This is a genomic window from Larkinella arboricola (assembly GCF_003259745.1).
GTDB lineage: Bacteria > Bacteroidota > Bacteroidia > Cytophagales > Spirosomataceae > Larkinella > Larkinella arboricola.
The window spans coordinates 1,225,235-1,242,639 of the sequence record NZ_QLMC01000001.1; the positions used below are offsets into that span (position 1 = coordinate 1,225,235).

Genomic DNA, 17,405 nt, shown 5'->3' on the forward strand with positions numbered 1-17,405 from the left:
CTACGAGCAGCTTGGGGTGGGAATGGCATTCCAGAGTTCATTGCGAATCTGCCGCATTTCGTGCAGGGTTTGTTTCCCGGCCGCGGTAATGGCAAATAGCCGTTTCCGACGCCCTCCGCGGGCGGCTGTGGCCCCGCCGAGCATGGAGGACACAAAGCCTTTTTCTTCCAGGCGGTATAAAGCGATGTGGATTCCGCTCAGGCTGATGCTGCGGTCGGTACGCTGTTTGAGTTCGGCGGCTATGGTAACACCGTATGCGCCCCCGTCCAGCACGGCGACGGCCAGCAGAACCAGCTCTTCAAACTCTCCCAGATAAGGTCGGCCCATGATGCAGTGGATTTGATTATTATTTGCTAAACAAATGCCTTGCCAAAGAAACAAATGTGGCTTTTTGACGAAATGAGGGCTATTTTAACGAGATGGTACTCTACAATTTGTCCAGAAACGGACAGGGGATGTACAATTATGGACAAGGCCGTACCAGCGGAACCAGTTGGCAGAAAAGCCGGGGCAATGGTATTCTGCCGGACGGTTTTGGACTCCCGGTTTTTTTGCTATAATATTGACATAATTACGCTGAGATGTAACTACTTTGTCCTGAAATACTCCTGAATGTACCCGAATCAACGGTTTCTTATTGTCCAAACGGCTTTCATTGGCGACGTTATTCTGGCAACCTCGCTTATTGAAAAACTCTATTTTCACTTTCCCGAAGCCACCATCGATTTTCTGGTGCGGAAAGGCAACGAAGGTTTACTCAAGGGGCACCCGTATTTGAATGAAGTCCTGATCTGGGATAAAAAAAACGGAAAATACCGCGATTTGCTCCGGCTCATTCGGCTGCTTCGGCAGCGTCGTTACGATAAGGTTATCAACCTGCAACGGTTTGGGGCCACGGGTTTGCTAACGGCCCTGTCGGGCGCTGTCGAAACGGCAGGCTTTAGCAAAAATCCGTTTGCCCGTTTTTTCAACCACCGCATCGAACACCACATTGCGCCGGGTATTCACGAAATTGACCGCAATACCGAACTGGTGAGCTGGTTTACCGACGGGTTAGTTTTTAAACCCCGGCTTTATCCATCACCCGACGATTTCGCGCAGGTACAACCGTATCAGACCGGGCCGTATATCTGCGTGGCGCCCACCTCCGTCTGGTTTACGAAACAATATCCGGAAGAGAAATGGATTGATTTTGTGCGGCAGCTTCCCGCTTCACTAACGGTTTATTTGCTCGGAGCGCCGTCGGACCGGGACGCTGCGGAACGCATTCGGCAGGCCGTTGGCAGTGAGCGGGTGGTGAATCTGACCGGCCAGTTATCGCTGCTGGCGTCGGCGGCTTTGATGAAGGGGGCGCAGATGAACTACGTCAACGACTCGGCTCCGATGCACCTGGCGTCGGCGGTCAATGCGCCCACTACCGCCGTTTTTTGTTCGACCATACCGCAGTTTGGTTTTGGTCCGCTGGCTGATGTGTCCTATGTGGTTGAAATTGAGGAGATCCTGGAATGCCGACCCTGTAGTTTGCACGGGCGAAAGGCGTGTCCGCTGGGGCATTTTCAGTGTGCCTACGGAATTCGGACGGACCAGTTACTGCAACCGCTGCTGGCCTGATTCCGCCGAAGGAAGCCCTGCTGCGACGGTTTCTACCGGCCTAATTTTTTAGTATATGCTCAATCTGGAACAAATAGCCCGACTGATTTTTGGACAACTCGAAAGCTGGGGCAAAACTGCCGTAATTCTGGTGCCGAATCTGGTTGTGGCGCTGTTGGTCATTGCTTTTTTCAATATCCTTTCCCGGTATTTCCGGCGGCTGGTGGTGCGGAGTTTTGGCCGTTTCAGCAACAACGTTTCGCTCATTAACCTGACCGGCACCGTGGCCCAACTGCTGGCGCTGGCCCTGGGGTTGTTTATTGCGCTGGACGTGCTGGGGCTTGAGAAAACCGTCACTTCGCTGCTGGCCGGGGCGGGTGTGCTGGCGCTGGCGGTTGGTTTTGCGTTTCAGGACCTGACGGCCAATTTCATTTCGGGAACCATCATTGCCATTCAGCGGCCCATCGAAGTCGGCAACATTGTCGAAACCAACGGTTTTCAGGGGCGCGTTGTTAACATCAAACTTCGCTCGGTGGTGCTGGACAACGGCGCGGGGCAAACCATTGAAATTCCGAGCAAAGACGTTTTTCAGAAACCGATCATCAACTTCTCGCGCACGGGGCTGCAACGGATTGAATTAACGGCGGGCGTTTCGCACCTCGACGATCTGGCGAAGGCGCAAAAAGTAGCCATCAGTGCCGTGAAAGCACTGCCGTTTATCCGGAAAGACAAGCCGGTAGAAATGCACTATAAGGGCCTTACCATTGACATGGTTCAGTTTATGGTCTGGTTCTGGATTGATCCGACCAAAAACGATGCGACCAAAGCCCTCAGCGAAGCCATTAAGGCCGTCAAACAGGCTTTTCGGGAAAACGACGTGCTGATGATGTTTCCACCGCACACCTACGACCTCAAAAAGCGGGCGAATGAATCTACAGCGGGAACGCAGTCTTAAAGCGTTTCGTACTCGTACTGCTCCAGGACCGTCGAATTGTTGGCCTGTACCCGTCTGACGGGCAGGTTGTTGCTGTACACATACCGGTATTCGTTGACGGACGGTTTGGCCGTGCTGCCTGCACTCACCAGATACGTTGAAGCCCGGATGCAATTGTTTGCCGACCAGCTCATCTCGTCAAAAATCGGGCAGTCGGTCAGGCGGTATGGGTTGGGTTTGTTGTCGTATTCGTAGACAATCCGGCGGGTTTGCGAGGAGGCAGCCGCGTGGCGTTGCAGCGGAACGGTGGTCACAGTTTCTTCTGCCAGATTACCCCGGTCGTTGTAACGGTACTGGTGGGTGGTCAGCGTAACCGGCGACTTGCCTGTCAGACCCTGGGTGGTTGCGTAGGTATAACGCTGACGGCCCACAATTTGCCCGCTGGTATTGTAGATCAGCGAGTCCGAAAAAAAGACGGATTTGTCGGTCTTGCCCGCCGTGGCACCCTTGTGGAGCAGGTAGCGTACTTTCGAGCTTAGACGGCCCTGTGGATTGTAATTATACTGTTCGGAGTAACCCACATTCCAAGGCGTTTCGGGGTGTACGTACTGCATGGAATAGGTCGTCAGTTTACCGGCAGTGCCATAACCGTGCTGAACCTGGCTGACGGGGGCCTTATCACGCGTGAGTTCTTCTTTGGTCAGTTTGCCGGTCGCATCATAAAAAAACTGCCGTACGCTACCATCTGAATACGTGATTTTCTTAAGCCGACTCTGAGCGGCCGATGAGTGGGAAATGCTCAATCCGATCAGAATGCCCAGAAAGAGGAAGGGTAAAAGCGTTTTCGTCATAACGTTAGGGGATGGATGAATCGTAGAATCGGGCGCAAAAACTATGCCCGTAAAAAAAGCTACACTGAATAGAGTAGCTTTTTTTACCGGAATGGGTCAAATCAATTTTTGCGATATTGCTCAATAATTTTGTACAAGGCCTTCTGTTTTTCCAGCTCCGGGAAAAAGTCGAACAACTGAACGTGCAGATCGTAGTTGAGCGTCAGGGCGGCTTCCAGGCTAACCAAGGCCTCGCGGTAGGAACCGGCATGAATGAGGTAAATCACCGCGCGGTAGTACAGATCGGCCTCCTGCGGCAACTCCTCGATTCCCATTTCAATAATTTCATGAGCCCGGCTAAAATCGCCCTGATCGAACATCACCAGCGACCATTGCAGGTAAATGTCGATATTGGCCGGATCGGCTTCAACGGCTTTCTCGAACGCTTCGATGCTCGACACACCGTTGCCCAGTTTATACTCGGTTTCGGCTAAAGCCAGCCAGTATTCGGCGTTTTTCTCGTTCAGCTTGACGGCTTTCCGCAGAAACGGAATGGATTCGTGCCACTTTCCCAGTTCGCTCAGGCAAACACCAATGCCGTAATACCCTTCGTCCCACAGGTTGTCCAACCGAACGGCATCCCGGTAGCGGGTAATGGCCTCGCCATACCGGTTTTGTTTTTCCAGACTGGCTCCCAGGTAACAATAGGTTTCAGCGGTGGCTTCCTCATACTTCAGCGTGTTGCGGTAGGCTTCCTCGGCCTTGACAAACTCGTTGAGGTTCATGTAGGTATTGCCCAGATTGAAGTACGCCGACGCGAAGTCTTCCTTGATAATCGTCGCGTAATCATACGCTTCAGCCGCTTCCTTGTAGCGGCTGAGTTTGCTGTAGGCAATACCGATGTTATACCAGGCGTTGTGCGAATACGGATCGCGGTCGATCAGTTGCTGGTAATAATCCAGGCTGTTTTCCAGTTCTCCCATCAGATCCAGGCAAAACGCCAGTTCGTACAGGGAGTTTTCATTGTTGATGTTGTGGTGAATCGATGTTTTGTAGTTATCGATGGCCTCTTCGTATTTGCCCCAGTTCTGGTAGGTCTGTCCAATCTGAAAGTAGATATCGTCTTTCTCGTCGGCGGTTTCCAGCAAATCGGTCAGAATCTCAATGGATTGTTCGTAATTACCGGCCAGATTACTGATGGTTCCCTGCATGTACTGAATATCCAGATCACTGGGGTTGTAGAGAGCGGCTTTATCAAGAAGGCTTAGCGCCTGCTCAAACTTCCCGCTGGTGGCTAGCAACTGCGCTTTGTCCAACATTAACTCCAGCGAGTAGGGAAAGTTTCCGAGTCCGGCGTCGCAGGCCATCATGGCTTTTTCCAGATCGCCCTCTTCCATGTAATGCTCGACCATCTGTTCGTAAACATCCAGGTCGAAAAATTGGGTTTCAGTACCTCCCAGCATACTTTCAAACCGCTGTATAGAGGCTTTTATTTCGCTTTCTCTTTCCTCAAACTCTTGCTCCATATTCACATCGTTACAGGGGTTACGTATATTCTATACACCACTCTTGTGCGTGGAAATGTAGTAGAAATATACAACTAATATTCTGTTTCGCAACCATTCCGGGAAAAAATGTAGCGACTGGCTTTGTCGCATTTTTGGCAGGAATTGGCGATCAGGTTTTTACCAAAATGCTCGGTAAATTACCCCTTCTTCTGTTTGAAGAACATACAAATCCGCTGAATCGTTTCGTCAATATTACGATAACGAAAAGGCAGCACCGTTTCAATCTTCCGACCGTCGTATTGGTAGAGTCCCGAAGCCGAGCGGGCGGTTTCCCGGGTAATGAGCGGAGCCTTGCCCGTAAACCAGGAGCGGACGGCTTCGAGCGGCCACAGCAGTTGCGTCAATTTCGGCGGAACACGGTATTTGGGCCTTTTTTTGCCCAGCGCATCGGCCAGTTTGTCCAGGAATGTTTTGTAGGGTAAGGTCGTGGCTGTCAGGATAAACCGTTCGGCGGTGATCGGGCTTTGCATCAATTGGAAAACCGCTTCGGCCACATCCCGCACATCGACCAGATTAACAATACCGGCGGGATAAAACGGTTTTTCGTCGAAGGCATACTTGAACAGTTGGGTGCTGCTGCGTGTCCAGTCGCCCTCGCCCAGCACCAGCGACGGGTTGACGATCACGGCATGCAGCCCTTCGGCCATGCCGCGCCAGACTTCCAGCTCCGCCCGGTATTTGGTTTGCCCGTAAAACGAATTTTGCGGGGATTCCTCCCAGCGCTGCTCCTCGTTGATCACCAGGAGCTTTCCGGTATCTCCTTTGACCGTCGGGCGGCCCACGGCGGCCACCGAACTCACGTAGCCCAATTTTCGAACGCCCTTCGCCAGACAGACATTGACCACGTTGGCCGTACCTTCCACGTTGACCTTGTCCATGCGGGCGCGGTCTTTGGGCTGGTACGAAATCATGGCGGCTACGTGAACCACATCCACCGTGCCGCTGGCCTGTACGGTCTGCACGGCTTCTTCCAGTGCCGGAATGTCCAGAATGTCACCTTCGAGCCAGGTAATCCGGTCCTGAATATCGTGGAGCAGGTGCAGATCGCTACCGGTGCGTCGGAGGGCGGCCACGTTCCGGCCCGCGTCGAGATACCGCCGGACAATGTGGCTGCCGATCAGGCCGTTGGCGCCGGTAATAAGCGTAATGTCAGGTTGTGAGGAAGTCATTTAGTGATTTTCAACCCAGTTCAGGAAATTATTCGTGGTTTCCATGTTGTTATCCGTAACCGGCCCGTTAATAAGCGTTCACTTAATCATGGTACGGTTCGTACCATCCAATTTGTAAACATAACAACGTTTGCCGCCGATTTGCTAATTTCGCGCCAAAATTAGGTTTTGGGTTCAAGGTTCAGATACGGGTCAACGCCGGTCTGGCCCCGGCTCACGCATCAGGAACCATCAATCGCAAACCGTAAACCGAAGCACATGTCACTAGAAAATCCGCAGCGCTATACCGTCACGGCGGCCCTGATTTACGCCAACGGCCCGATCCACATCGGACACATCGCCGGTTGTTACCTGCCCGCCGATATTTACGTGCGGTACCTCCGGGCCACGGGCAAGGATGTGGCCTTCATCAGCGGCACCGACGAGCACGGCGTCCCGATCACCATCCGCGCTCAGAAAGAAGGCATTACCCCGCAGGAAGTGGTCGATAAATACTACGGCCAGATCAAGCGGTCGTTCGAGGAGTTTGGAATATCGTTTGATATTTATTCGCGCACGTCCAAACCGATTCACCACGAAACATCGCGAGAGTTTTTTCTGAACCTGTACAACTCCGGCAACTTCACCGAGGAAATCACCGAGCAGTATTACGACGAAACCGCCAGGCAGTTTCTGGCCGACCGTTACATCATCGGCGTCTGCCCGGTCTGCGCCAACGAAAACGCCTACGGCGATCAGTGCGAACGCTGCGGTTCAACGCTCAGCCCGACGGAGTTAAAAGAACCGCTGCGCTCGATGCTCTCCGGCTCCAAACCCGTACTGAAAGCAACCAAAAACTGGTATTTGCCCCTCGACCGGATGCAGCCTCGCATTGAAGAATACGTGAACAGCCACCCGGAATGGAAAACCAACGTGATGGGGCAGTGCCAGTCGTGGCTTAAGGAAGGATTGCGGCCCCGTGCCATGACCCGCGACCTCGACTGGGGCATTAAAGTGCCGCTGCCCGACACCGAAGGCAAGGTGCTGTACGTCTGGTTCGACGCGCCGATCGGGTATATTTCGATGACGAAAGAGTGGGCCGAGCAGCAGGGCCGCGATTGGGAGCTGTACTGGCGCGACAAGGACACCAAGCTCGTTCACTTCATCGGGAAAGACAACATTGTGTTTCACTGCATCATTTTCCCGGCGATGCTGATGCACGAAAATAACTATATTCTGGCCGACAACGTCCCCGCCAACGAGTTCATGAACCTGGAGGGCGACAAAATTTCGACCTCGCGGAACTGGGCGGTCTGGCTGCACGAGTATCTGAACGAATTGCCGGGCAAGCAGGATGTATTGCGCTATGTGCTGGCGGCCAATGCGCCCGAAACCAAGGACAGCGAGTTTACCTGGAAAGATTTCCAGACTCGCAACAACAGCGAACTCGTTGGCGTGTTCGGTAACTTCGTGAACCGGGCGATGGTGCTGACCCAGAAATTCTGCGAAGGCAAGGTACCACCCAAAGGGTCGCTGACGGAATTGGATCGGGCCGTGCTGGACGAACTGGCGCAGTTTCCGGACCGCATCGGGCAGGCCATCGAGCAATACCGTTTCCGCGAAGCTCTGGCCCATTTGCTGGATCTGGCGCGGTTGGGTAACAAGTATCTGGCCGAAACGGAACCGTGGAAGGTTGCCAAAACTGACCCGTTGCGCGTTAACACGATTCTGAACCTGGCCTTGCAGATTTCGGCCAACCTCAGCATTGTCTGCGAACCGTTCATGCCGTTTACGGCCGAGAAACTTCGTAAGCTGCTGAATACCGCCAACATCACGCCGGAAGATGCCACCGGCACGGCCTTCCACTGGATCAATGCGGGCAAAGCGGATTTGCTGCCCGATGGCCATGCGCTGGGTGAAGCGGTGCTGCTGTTCGAGAAGCTGGAAGATGACCTGATTAATCAACAAATCGCTAAACTGCACGAAGCCAAACGCATGAACGAACTGGCCACCAAAACCGTACCGGAAGCCAAGCCGGTGATTCAATACGACGATTTCGCTAAAATGGACATCCGCATCGGTACCATCGTGGAAGCCGAGCGCGTTTCGAAAAGTGATAAGCTCCTGAAACTGAAAGTAGACGACGGCACCGGCCAGCGCCAGATTCTGAGCGGCATTGCCAAACACTTTGAGCCCGAAAAACTCATCGGTACGCAGGTAACGTTCCTGGCAAACCTGGCCCCCCGCAAGATGATGGGCCTCGAATCGCAGGGCATGATTCTGATGGCCGAAGACCGAGATGGTAGTTTATCGCTCATCAGCCCCGACAAAGCCGTCTGGAACGGCGGAACGGTAAGCTGATGATCTGGTAGATAGAAACTAAAAAAGGAGGCCGTGGCCTCCTTTTTTGTTTTTTGGGGATGGGCGTTAAATTTTGACGGCCTGACGTGCCAGCAATTTCCAGCCGCCTTTCTGTTTCACCCAGACCATCAATACCGATAGTTTGGCTGTGCCCGGAACGCCCTTGTTGTTGGTGTTGCCCGCCAGTTTGTGCCGAACCCAGGCTGTATTATCGACCACCGTCACCGTCTGGTCTGTTAAATCGATGGAGGTGAAGTCTGATTCTCCGCTCACCAGCGCTTTGATGAAAGCGTCTTTGTCTTCCACCAAACCGTTTGAGTGGCCGTAGGTCAGCTGGTCGGTAGTCAGTGCTGCGAGGGCGGCTTTGTCGGCGTCGATGATGGCTTTTCGCAGCTTCTCAACGGCTTGTTCAACGGCTTGTTTCTCATCTTTGGTGGGGTTGGTGGCCATTACGTTTCCCGCAACAAACAACAGCATTAACAGGCATTTCAGGGTTTTCATGGGTAATCTGATTTGAGTTGTAATAAAGAAATGAACGAATAGACAAGAGACACAAGACGTGAGACAAGAGATGCGAAACGCAGAACTTTACTCTTTTGTCTGGAATTAATTAGCGCCCAGCAAGACGTATGTTTTACCGGGTTCGGTTTTCAGATCATAGACCCAGACACCGTTGGCGGGTGTTTCCGGCGAGCTGGTCTGGTACTGGTTTTCCGGTTGTTGATAAAACGGATTCGGATTCTTGCCACTGACAGTTTGCAGCCGGGTTTTGCTGTCGCCTTTAAGCGCGTTTGCCACCCGCAATCGGCAGTTGCCGCCCAGCGCCGAACGAACGGCCACGCGGGTCAGCTTTCCTGCTTTCCAGGTCATGTCCAGTTCGTAACCACCGCGCGCTTTCAGCCCTTTTACTTCCCCATCAGCCCAGGCATCGGGGCGGGCGGGCAGCAGGTTCAGCAGGCCGTCGTGGCTTTGCAGCAGCATTTCGCCGATGCCCGACGTGCCACCAAAATTGCCGTCTATCTGGAACGGCGGGTGAGCACAGAACAGGTTCGGATAGGTGCCTCCCCCTTTGGCGTAATCGGTGCCTTCCATGCCCGTCAGTTTCAGCAGTTCGCGCAGGAGTTTGTACGCGTGGTTGCCATCGTGTAGCCGCGCCCAGAAGTTGATTTTCCAGGATTTGCTCCAGCCGGTTCCGCCGTCGCCCCGGATTTCAAGCGTTTTTCGGGCGGCTTCGGCCAACTTCGGTGTCGTCAGGGGCGAAACCTCCCGGCCCGGGTGCAGCACGTACAGGTGTGACACGTGGCGGTGTTGCGGATCTTCGTCCTGCCAGTCTTTATACCATTCCTGCAAATTCCCCTTCTGACCAATTTGCAACGGAAACAACTGGCGTTTTTTGTCGGCGACGGTTTTCCGGAAATCGGCGTCGATGCCCAATTGTTCGGATGCCTGAATGACATTTGAGAATACATCCCAGATCAGCCCCATATCCATCGTCGTGGCAACGGACACCGATTGCTTGACGCCCTGATCGGTGATAAAAATGTTTTCGGGCGAGGTGGCGGGTGCGGTAACCAGACGGCCTTGTTTGTCCGGCACCAGCCAGTCGAGGCAGAACTGGGCCGCGTCTTTCATGAGCGGATAGGCGTACTCGCGCAGGTATTTTTTGTCGCCCGTAAACAGGTAATGGTCATATAAATGCTGAGACAGCCAGGCCCCGCCCATAGCCCAGTTGGCCCACGATGGATCGCCTTTCCCCTTGTCGCCCACGGGGTTGCTGGTGCCCCAGAGGTCGGAGTTGTGGTGAATGGTCCAGCCGCGGGCGTTGTAGAAGTTTTTCGTTGTTTCACGACCCGTTGCCGCCATGTAGCTGATCCAGTCGAGCAGGGGCGTGTGCAGTTCCGACAGGTTGACCATTTCCGCCGGCCAGTAATTCATCTCGGTGTTGATGTTGGTCGTGTAATTGCTGCTCCAGGGCGGGCGCACCATTGGGTTCCAGAGGCCCTGCAAATTGGCCGGAATGCCGCCGGGTCGCGAGCTTGAGATGAGCAGATACCGCCCAAATTGAAAATACAATGATTCGAGTTCCGGATCGGCGGCCCCTTCCGCATACCGCTGTAGTCGCTCGTCCATCGGCAGATTGACCGGGGCGGCATTGCCCAGCGTGAAGGTGGTCCGGTTGAAATACCGTTGATAATCAGCGATGTGGTTTCGGCGGATGGCGTCAACGGTTTTGGCAACGGCTTTTTTCAGGTAACCATCGGCCAGTTGTTTTTCGTCGCGGCCTTCGCGGTCGGGGCATTTGTCAAAACCGTTAAAACTGGTGGCCGCCGTCAGCAGTAAAACCGCTTCGGTCGCGTTCTGAATCCGGATTCCGGCGGTATCAGCCGAAACCGTACCGTCGGTGGAGCGGACTTTCACGCGCCAGTCAAACCGCATCCCCCGGCAACCGTCGGCATCGTCGTAAAGTACCGGTTTGGGATTGTAGTTGACGTAATTCGGATCGGCGTGGGCGGGCGCTTTGCCGCGAATGACCAGTTCATCGCGCCCCGCCACGGTTTTCGTGACCGGATGAACGCTTCGGGCGGCTGCCGTTACATTCAGGGTTCCTTTTTTGTCGGCAGTCAACCGCAGGACAATGACCTGATCGGGTGCAGACGCAAAGATTTCACGGGTGTAGGTAACACCGTCGGCCCGAAAACGGGTGGTCGAGGTGGCGTTGGTGATGTTCAGATCGCGGTAATAATCCGTTGGCTGACCCGAAAGGGTTTGTTTTAGCAGCAAATCGCCGAGTGGCTGGTAGGCTTCCGTATACAGGCCCTGTAGCTGTTGGGTTAGTTTGGCTGCAGCCTTGTAATCTTCCCGAAAAAGGGCTTCCCGGATTTCGGGCAGGTATTTGGCAACTCCGGGATTCGGGTTGCGGTTGACCGGTCCGCCCGACCAGAGCGACGATTCGTTCAGTTGAATCAGTTCGTCAGTTGCCCGGCCAAATACCATCGCGCCCAGTCGCCCGTTGCCCACCGGAAGGGCTTCGTTCCAGTTGCGGGCGGGTTGCCGGTACCAGATCGCCGACGGCTTTTGCGCCAGAAGTGCATTTGTAACGAGCCAGAACAGACTAACCCAGACGGTTTTTCGGGATAGGAATGGACGGCCTTTTCGCAAGCAAGGCGTAAATACGTGCATACGTTTAAAAGTGAATCGATACGAAAAATTACTCTACCGGTACCCGACGTCAGGCTTTGTTATACACTTTTAAAACCGGTTCGCGCAGCATTTTTCCGGCTCCGAACGTCACGAAATCGACCAGCTCGGCAATATCGTCGGGTTTGACCCAATGGGCCGGATCGGCGTTGGGCATGGCTTGCCGGTTGGCGGGCGTGTCGATGGTGCTCGGAACCAATACCGTTGACACAATATTCTTATCTTTCCCGGCGGCATTGATGATTTCTGACAACTGGATCACCAGCGATTTGGACAGGGCGTAAGCCACCATATGCTGACCTGCCGACGGGACCAGCGCGGGCCGGGCCCCCACCAGCACCAGCCGCCCGCCATCGGGTTGTCCGCTCATGTGTTCAAACACAGGCCGAACCATTTGGTAGGTCGTCTGAAAGTTCAGGCGGTACATTTTATCGACGGCAGCAAAATCCGTCTCACTGATCGACCCCATCGCGAAACCGCCCACCAGCAAAACGGCTGCATCGATTTTGCCGTGCTCGGCTACGATCTGCTGCACCAGCGCCTGACAGCCCGCTTCGTCGGTCAGGTCAAGTTCGTGGGGAAACAGGTTGGGTTGGGCAGCGAGTTTGTGGCCGCCCGGTTCGAGGGTTGCCACTACGGTATGGCCGCTTTTGAGCAGATTCTGGGTGATGGCGCGGCCCAGGCCACCGGCTCCACCCGTCAATAAAACGGTAGACATGCGATCGTGATAAGAGTGAAAATCCAAAGTAAGGCAGGGAACGGACCTATTCCAAAAAAAGCCGGATTGAAATACGGGGAAGATAATGATCGGCTCCCGGGGCGTTCCTGAATTTTCGCCTAATCTGACCCGGTCGCTTTGACTATGGGCAAACCAATTGCTGGAGTTCTGAAAAGCGATATGGGCGAAGCGAAGTAGGGTAAGACCAATAAAAAAGAGCGAATGTTTGATTCGCTCTTTTTTATTAAAAAGCTTTGTAAGCTAATGGTTTTACTGCGTAACCAGGGAGGGGAGTTGCGCTTCGAAGAGGGCGGTAAACTGTTGAGCCGTCAGAATATGTCCTTGCTTCTGCGCATTGTTGGCCACATTGTAACCCCATTCGGCGGCTGCCATTCGTTGCGTGGGGGTGCCATGATGCCCGTCGCTGGTGAATCCACAGTCGCCGATGTTATAAAACACCTGGAGGAACTGTTGAACGCGTTTCCACTGCATGGAAGCTCCTCGGGCGTGGGAGAGATAATAAGCAGAATAGGCATCCGCCATCAACTCTGTCCGGCGGGTCGCTTCCGGACTAGATTCGTCACCGAATAAGTCTAACTGGAACTGAATATGATGACCAAATTCATGGGCCAGGATGGCCGGTACTGCTACATCACCGTATCCAATGGCAGTGTAGGCAGCCATGATACCGTCGCCCATCACAATTTTGTCGGGAATCAGTCCCACACCCGGCAGGTTGAAAGACGATTGTGCAAAGGCGTTGAAGGTAAAGATCGGGTGGTCGCCGTTCCGGTATTGCGGCAAATAAGTCAGAGCATCGATTACGATATCCGCATAAGCAGCCGCCAGCGAAGATGGCAGGCCGTAGACAACCATATACGTTTTAATCAGTTTGGTCCGGTCGCGCAGCATGCTTCCATGCATGGCTACCAGGGCAATATCGCTGGATTCTATGTTCCAGAACCGTTTCAGGTCCTTGAAGGTTTTGGTCAGCTTCTGGGTGTATTCACCCTTTACACCAAAGGTCTGGTTCGCAGAGCTATTTTCAAAAACGAGGGTATAGTAAGTGGGCAGATCGAGCATGGCGGTTTCGTAAACCAACGAAATCACTTCTCTATCCCAATCGGTCAGCTGTTCATCCAGCCAGAGATTAATGCGGGTATTGGTCTCACAGGGAGTAGGTTCAATGGCCCCCAGCGCCCGGGTAACCAACTCCCGGTACTGCGGATCAACTTTACCCGAAAGAGCCGGGATGGGTTTTAGTTTTCCTCCGTAGCTGGCGGGCAACGATGCCTGCAATTGGGCGAGCCTTGCTTTCAACGCAGCCGCAGGTGACGCGGCTTGTCGGGCGGAAGCATGGCGGGAGTGTAGTCTATCCTGCGGAATGGTTAAGGTGTCGGTTTCACAACTGGTAACCAGAAAAAAAAGCCCGAGGAGCGTGGTAAAAAGGTTGATGTTTTTCATTTACTAACACTTAGTTTAGGGATTGATAAGAAAGATTGCTGGTCAAGATAAGGCAATATTGTCTGCTAAAAAGCCTGTTGGATAATTTTTACTGTCTGTTAATCCGTGCCTATGACTCAGTAATTTCCGGTACGAGGGGAGTAAGAGAAAAATTGTAACGGTTTCTGTGAAGAGCTACGACCCACTTTATTAGACAGCACGATGGCAGGAGCGGCCTGGCGGTATGCCCGGTTTTGCTTGACCGCTTGATGATATAGAGGAAAGCTTGCTGTCTATTTTTTAGGGGACCGATAGAGCGGTCGGGGTGTAGTTATTAAACCGATTGTCCCGCACAAACCCGAGTAGCGTCATTCCGGCTTCTTTGGCCAGGTCTACCGCCAGGCTCGACGGCGCCCCCACGGCTGCCAGCAGGGGAACACCCGCCATCCAGCATTTCTGCACGAGTTCGAAGGCCACGCGCCCGCTGACCAGAACACCGTACTGGCTCAACGGTAGCCAGCCCTGCCAGAAAGCCGCACCGATAAGCTTATCCAGCGCATTATGCCGCCCAATGTCCTCCCGGACCAGCATTAGTTGCCCGGTTTCGTCGAATAGAGCCGCTGCGTGTAGACCGCCCGTATAGGCAAACGTCCGCTGCGTTTCCCGGAGCTTTTCGGGTAAACCGTGAATGATGTCGGCATTGATGGAAAAGCCGGATGACAGGGGAGCGCGGCAAACGGTCTGAACGGCTTCAATGGAGGCTTTTCCGCAGATACCGCAACTGGAAGCCGTATAACTGTGCCGTTCAAGCCGTTGCCAGTCGATTTCAACGTCCGGTTGCAGTTCTACCCGTAGCACATTGCCCTTTTTCTCGGAATTGGTTACGCAGTGGCGGACGGAAATGAGCTGCGACGGATTTTGGATAATATTTTCGGTGAACAGAAAACCCAGCGCCAGTTCTTCGTCATGCCCGGGTGTTCGCATGGTTACAGCCACGCTGCGTTGCTGACGGTCATCAACCGGACCAAAGCCCAGCCGGATTTCCAGCGGTTCTTCTACGGCCAGCAAATCACTGTGTTCCAGAGGCTCATGCGATTGAGTAACCTTCTGAATGGTTACGGGGGCAACGGTCAGCATAATAATTTCTTACTATTTATTTAAATAACTCAATTTTACGAAAAGGGTTCAAATGCGCCAGAATGCCATTTTTTCGCAATTTCAAACGCTGGTGGCTGGATGCAAAGTTTATTTTTCAGACTTCAAATAGGACAGTGCATGAAAGTCAACCTGTCATTCGCTTTTATCTTTGGGTATAAATCAGCTAAATCTTCTTTTATAGGAGAGTCTAAACTCTGAAGATTCAATCGCGTCGGCGTTCCGACATCAATTCGATATGCTCAGTACGAACAACACACGGCAGGCGAACGAGTTTCGTCATGTAAGCTACTTGTGGGATGAAGCCAAAGCCGCCGAACTGGCCGGTGACGAAGTGGCCCTCCTCATTTATCGTTCCAACCTTCTAGGTGCCGACCTCCGGCTGACCAATTACGGCGGAGGAAACACGTCCTGCAAAACCATGGCGAAAGATCCGCTGACGGGCAACGAAACCGAAGTGATGTGGATCAAAGGATCCGGGGGAGACCTCGGCACGATGAAACGGAGCGGTCTGGCCGCCCTGTACGTTGACCGGTTGCGGAGTCTGAAAAACATTTACCGGGGCATTGAATTTGAAGATGAGATGGTCGAACTGTTCAACCACTGCATTTTCGATCTGTCGTCCAAAGCCCCGTCAATTGACACGCCCCTGCACGGTTTTCTGCCCTTTGCGCACATCGACCACCTGCACCCGGATGCGGCCATTGCGATTGCTGCGGCCAAAGACGGTAAAAAAATTACGCAGGAGTTGTTCGACGGCACCATCGGCTGGGTGGACTGGCAGCGTCCCGGTTTCGATCTCGGTCTGAAACTGGCCGAATGCCTGGAACAGAATCCGGGCATCCGGGGTATTATGCTGGGCTCGCACGGGTTGTTTACCTGGGGTGATACGGCATACGAAAGCTACATCAACACGCTGGAAGTCATCGAACGGTGTGCGGAATACCTGGAAGAAAACTACGGTAAAAACCGTCCGGTTTTTGGCGGGGCCAAACTGCAAAGCCTTGAAAAAGAAGCGCGTGCGAAACAGGCGGCCACGCTGGCGCCGGTGCTGCGCGGTTTCTGTTCGAATAAAACGTCGATGATCGGCCACTTTACGGACGATGATCGCGTGCTGGAGTTCATCAACTCCAACGACCTGGAGCGGCTGGCTCCGCTGGGAACGTCCTGCCCCGACCACTTTCTGCGGACCAAGATCAGCCCGCTGGTGCTGGACCTGACACCTGACGAGGACGTAACGGATACGGCCGCCATTCAGGAAAGGCTGACGCCGGCGTTTGAAGCTTACCGCGCGATGTACGAAGAATACTACGAAACCTGCAAACACCCGAACAGTCCGGCAATCCGCGACAAAAATCCGGTCGTGATTCTGTGGCCGGGCGTGGGTATGTTCGCGTTTGCCAAAGACAAGCAGACGGCGCGGGTGGCGGCTGAGTTTTATACCAACGCCATCAACGTGATGAAGGGGGCCGAAGCCATTTCGGAATACACCTCACTGCCGCGTCAGGAAGCGTTTGACATTGAATACTGGCTGCTGGAAGAAGCGAAATTACAGCGGATGCCGAAGCCGAAACCGTTGTCGGGCAAGATTGCGCTGGTTACTGGTAGCGCAGGCGGTATTGGAAAAGCCATTGCCAAGAAATTTGTGGCCGAAGGTGCGGTGGTGGTTATCAACGACAACGATCCCGAGCGCCTGAAAGGAGCCGACGAAGAATTCCGCCAGCAGTATGGCCGGGATACGCACACCTCGGCTACTCTGGATGTAACCAACGCCGAAGTGATCAGCAACGCGTTCGACGTGGCGGCCTTGACGTTCGGTGGAGTGGATATTGTGGTCAACTGCGCGGGTCTGTCGATCTCCAAACCGATTGAAGAACATAGCGAAAAAGACTGGGATTTGCTGTATGATGTACTGGTGAAAGGTCAGTTCCTGGTGACGCAGAAAGGCGTTGAAGTCATGCGGAAACAGAAACTGGGCGGTGATATCATCAACATCGCCAGCAAGAACGGTCTGGTTTCGGGTCCGAATAACGCGGGGTACGGTTCGGCCAAAGCCGCTCAATTGCACCTGAGCCGGTTGAATGCCGCCGAACTCGGTAAAGACCACATTCGCGTCAACGTCGTGAATCCGGATGCGGTGATTTCCGACAGCAAAATCTGGGCGGGTGCCTGGGCGGAAGGCCGGGCCAAAGCCTATGGCGTGACGGTGGAGGAACTGCCCGCTTACTACGCCAAACGGACCCTGCTGAATGAAATCATTCTGCCGGACGACATTGCCAATGCCTGTTTTGCGTTTGTGGGCGGTTTGCTGAGCAAATCCACCGGGAACGTCCTGAACGTCGATGGCGGTGTGGCTATGGCGTTTGTGCGATAAATTGATTACGTTGTTACACAGAGATTATCAGGGTTCATCAGAGCGTACCAGAGTTTTCTCTGATGAACCCTGATAATCTCTGATTA

Annotated in this window: 14 protein-coding genes; 5 read left to right on the forward strand and 9 right to left on the reverse strand. The window is 53.7% G+C overall.

The annotated features are described in order from the left end of the window. Positions 1 to 327, reverse strand: a complete 327-nt coding sequence (locus LX87_RS04875) for a PadR family transcriptional regulator (protein WP_111627019.1) — start codon at positions 325 to 327, stop codon at positions 1 to 3. A 92-nt stretch (positions 328 to 419) separates the two neighbouring features. Between LX87_RS04875 and LX87_RS28735 the strand changes: the two genes are divergently transcribed. Genes LX87_RS28735 through LX87_RS04885 form a run of 3 tightly spaced genes read left to right on the forward strand, consistent with a single transcriptional unit; the run spans position 420 to position 2,545 of the window. After that, on the forward strand, positions 420 to 560 hold the full coding sequence (locus LX87_RS28735; RefSeq protein ID WP_170139301.1) for a hypothetical protein: 141 nt from the start codon (positions 420 to 422) through the stop codon (positions 558 to 560). A 52-nt stretch (positions 561 to 612) separates the two neighbouring features. Further along, complete coding sequence (locus LX87_RS04880) at positions 613 to 1,611, forward strand: glycosyltransferase family 9 protein (RefSeq protein WP_111627020.1); 999 nt, start codon at positions 613 to 615, stop codon at positions 1,609 to 1,611. Between the two features lie 55 nt (positions 1,612 to 1,666). Beyond that, positions 1,667 to 2,545 carry a mechanosensitive ion channel family protein gene (locus LX87_RS04885; RefSeq protein WP_111627021.1) on the forward strand — a complete coding sequence of 293 codons (879 nt, stop codon included), beginning with the start codon at positions 1,667 to 1,669 and terminating at the stop codon, positions 2,543 to 2,545. Here LX87_RS04885 and LX87_RS04890 read toward each other — a convergent pair. The 3 genes from LX87_RS04890 to LX87_RS04900 form a co-directional block, all read right to left on the reverse strand. Beyond that, positions 2,542 to 3,375: a hypothetical protein gene (locus tag LX87_RS04890; RefSeq protein ID WP_111627022.1), complete on the reverse strand. Its 834-nt coding sequence runs from the start codon at positions 3,373 to 3,375 to the stop codon at positions 2,542 to 2,544. The genes LX87_RS04885 and LX87_RS04890 overlap by 4 nt on opposite strands. Positions 3,376 to 3,476: 101 nt before the next feature. Then, positions 3,477 to 4,880 (reverse strand): tetratricopeptide repeat protein, encoded by a 1,404-nt coding sequence (locus LX87_RS04895; RefSeq protein WP_111627023.1) that lies wholly within the window; start codon positions 4,878 to 4,880, stop codon positions 3,477 to 3,479. Positions 4,881 to 5,059: 179 nt separating this feature from the next. Then, positions 5,060 to 6,091 carry an SDR family NAD(P)-dependent oxidoreductase gene (locus tag LX87_RS04900; protein WP_111627024.1) on the reverse strand — a complete coding sequence of 344 codons (1,032 nt, stop codon included), beginning with the start codon at positions 6,089 to 6,091 and terminating at the stop codon, positions 5,060 to 5,062. 258 nt (positions 6,092 to 6,349) lie between these two features. Between LX87_RS04900 and metG the strand changes: the two genes are divergently transcribed. After that, positions 6,350 to 8,431 (forward strand): methionine--tRNA ligase, encoded by a 2,082-nt coding sequence (gene metG, locus LX87_RS04905; protein ID WP_111627025.1) that lies wholly within the window; start codon positions 6,350 to 6,352, stop codon positions 8,429 to 8,431. Positions 8,432 to 8,497: 66 nt separating this feature from the next. On the opposite strand, the gene LX87_RS04910 is transcribed toward metG, so the two are convergent. The 5 genes from LX87_RS04910 to fdhD form a co-directional block, all read right to left on the reverse strand. Further along, the gene (locus LX87_RS04910) at positions 8,498 to 8,932 is read right to left on the reverse strand and encodes a nuclear transport factor 2 family protein (RefSeq protein WP_111627026.1); all 435 of its coding nucleotides are present in this window, start codon (positions 8,930 to 8,932) and stop codon (positions 8,498 to 8,500) included. 105 nt (positions 8,933 to 9,037) lie between these two features. After that, positions 9,038 to 11,611, reverse strand: a complete 2,574-nt coding sequence (locus tag LX87_RS04915) for a glycoside hydrolase family 95 protein (RefSeq protein WP_111627027.1) — start codon at positions 11,609 to 11,611, stop codon at positions 9,038 to 9,040. A 49-nt stretch (positions 11,612 to 11,660) separates the two neighbouring features. Next, positions 11,661 to 12,347 carry an SDR family NAD(P)-dependent oxidoreductase gene (locus LX87_RS04920; protein ID WP_111627028.1) on the reverse strand — a complete coding sequence of 229 codons (687 nt, stop codon included), beginning with the start codon at positions 12,345 to 12,347 and terminating at the stop codon, positions 11,661 to 11,663. A 270-nt stretch (positions 12,348 to 12,617) separates the two neighbouring features. Beyond that, positions 12,618 to 13,811, reverse strand: coding sequence for a M48 family metalloprotease (locus tag LX87_RS04925; protein WP_111627029.1), 1,194 nt, complete (start codon positions 13,809 to 13,811; stop codon positions 12,618 to 12,620). Positions 13,812 to 14,090: 279 nt separating this feature from the next. Then, complete coding sequence (fdhD, locus tag LX87_RS04930; protein WP_111627030.1) at positions 14,091 to 14,927, reverse strand: formate dehydrogenase accessory sulfurtransferase FdhD; 837 nt, start codon at positions 14,925 to 14,927, stop codon at positions 14,091 to 14,093. Between the two features lie 256 nt (positions 14,928 to 15,183). Here fdhD and LX87_RS04935 point away from each other — a divergent pair, with 256 nt between their 5' ends. Continuing rightward, positions 15,184 to 17,319 carry a bifunctional aldolase/short-chain dehydrogenase gene (locus LX87_RS04935; RefSeq protein ID WP_111627031.1) on the forward strand — a complete coding sequence of 712 codons (2,136 nt, stop codon included), beginning with the start codon at positions 15,184 to 15,186 and terminating at the stop codon, positions 17,317 to 17,319. The last annotated feature ends 86 nt before the right edge of the window (positions 17,320 to 17,405 follow it).

Excerpts from the sequence above, each read along its gene's own strand:
- LX87_RS04915 (WP_111627027.1), bottom strand. The coding sequence starts at position 11,611 with ATGCACGTATTTACGCCTTGCTTGCGAAAAGGCCGTCCATTCCTATCC.
- LX87_RS04925 (WP_111627029.1), bottom strand. The coding sequence starts at position 13,811 with ATGAAAAACATCAACCTTTTTACCACGCTCCTCGGGCTTTTTTTTCTG.
- LX87_RS04910 (WP_111627026.1), bottom strand. The coding sequence starts at position 8,932 with ATGAAAACCCTGAAATGCCTGTTAATGCTGTTGTTTGTTGCGGGAAAC.
- LX87_RS04920 (WP_111627028.1), bottom strand. The coding sequence starts at position 12,347 with ATGTCTACCGTTTTATTGACGGGTGGAGCCGGTGGCCTGGGCCGCGCC.
- metG (WP_111627025.1), top strand. The coding sequence starts at position 6,350 with ATGTCACTAGAAAATCCGCAGCGCTATACCGTCACGGCGGCCCTGATT.
- fdhD (WP_111627030.1), bottom strand. The coding sequence starts at position 14,927 with ATGCTGACCGTTGCCCCCGTAACCATTCAGAAGGTTACTCAATCGCAT.
- LX87_RS04890 (WP_111627022.1), bottom strand. The coding sequence starts at position 3,375 with ATGACGAAAACGCTTTTACCCTTCCTCTTTCTGGGCATTCTGATCGGA.
- LX87_RS04880 (WP_111627020.1), top strand. The coding sequence starts at position 613 with ATGTACCCGAATCAACGGTTTCTTATTGTCCAAACGGCTTTCATTGGC.
- LX87_RS04895 (WP_111627023.1), bottom strand. The coding sequence starts at position 4,880 with ATGGAGCAAGAGTTTGAGGAAAGAGAAAGCGAAATAAAAGCCTCTATA.
- LX87_RS28735 (WP_170139301.1), top strand. The coding sequence starts at position 420 with ATGGTACTCTACAATTTGTCCAGAAACGGACAGGGGATGTACAATTAT.
- LX87_RS04935 (WP_111627031.1), top strand. The coding sequence starts at position 15,184 with ATGCTCAGTACGAACAACACACGGCAGGCGAACGAGTTTCGTCATGTA.
- LX87_RS04900 (WP_111627024.1), bottom strand. The coding sequence starts at position 6,091 with ATGACTTCCTCACAACCTGACATTACGCTTATTACCGGCGCCAACGGC.
- LX87_RS04875 (WP_111627019.1), bottom strand. The coding sequence starts at position 327 with ATGGGCCGACCTTATCTGGGAGAGTTTGAAGAGCTGGTTCTGCTGGCC.
- LX87_RS04885 (WP_111627021.1), top strand. The coding sequence starts at position 1,667 with ATGCTCAATCTGGAACAAATAGCCCGACTGATTTTTGGACAACTCGAA.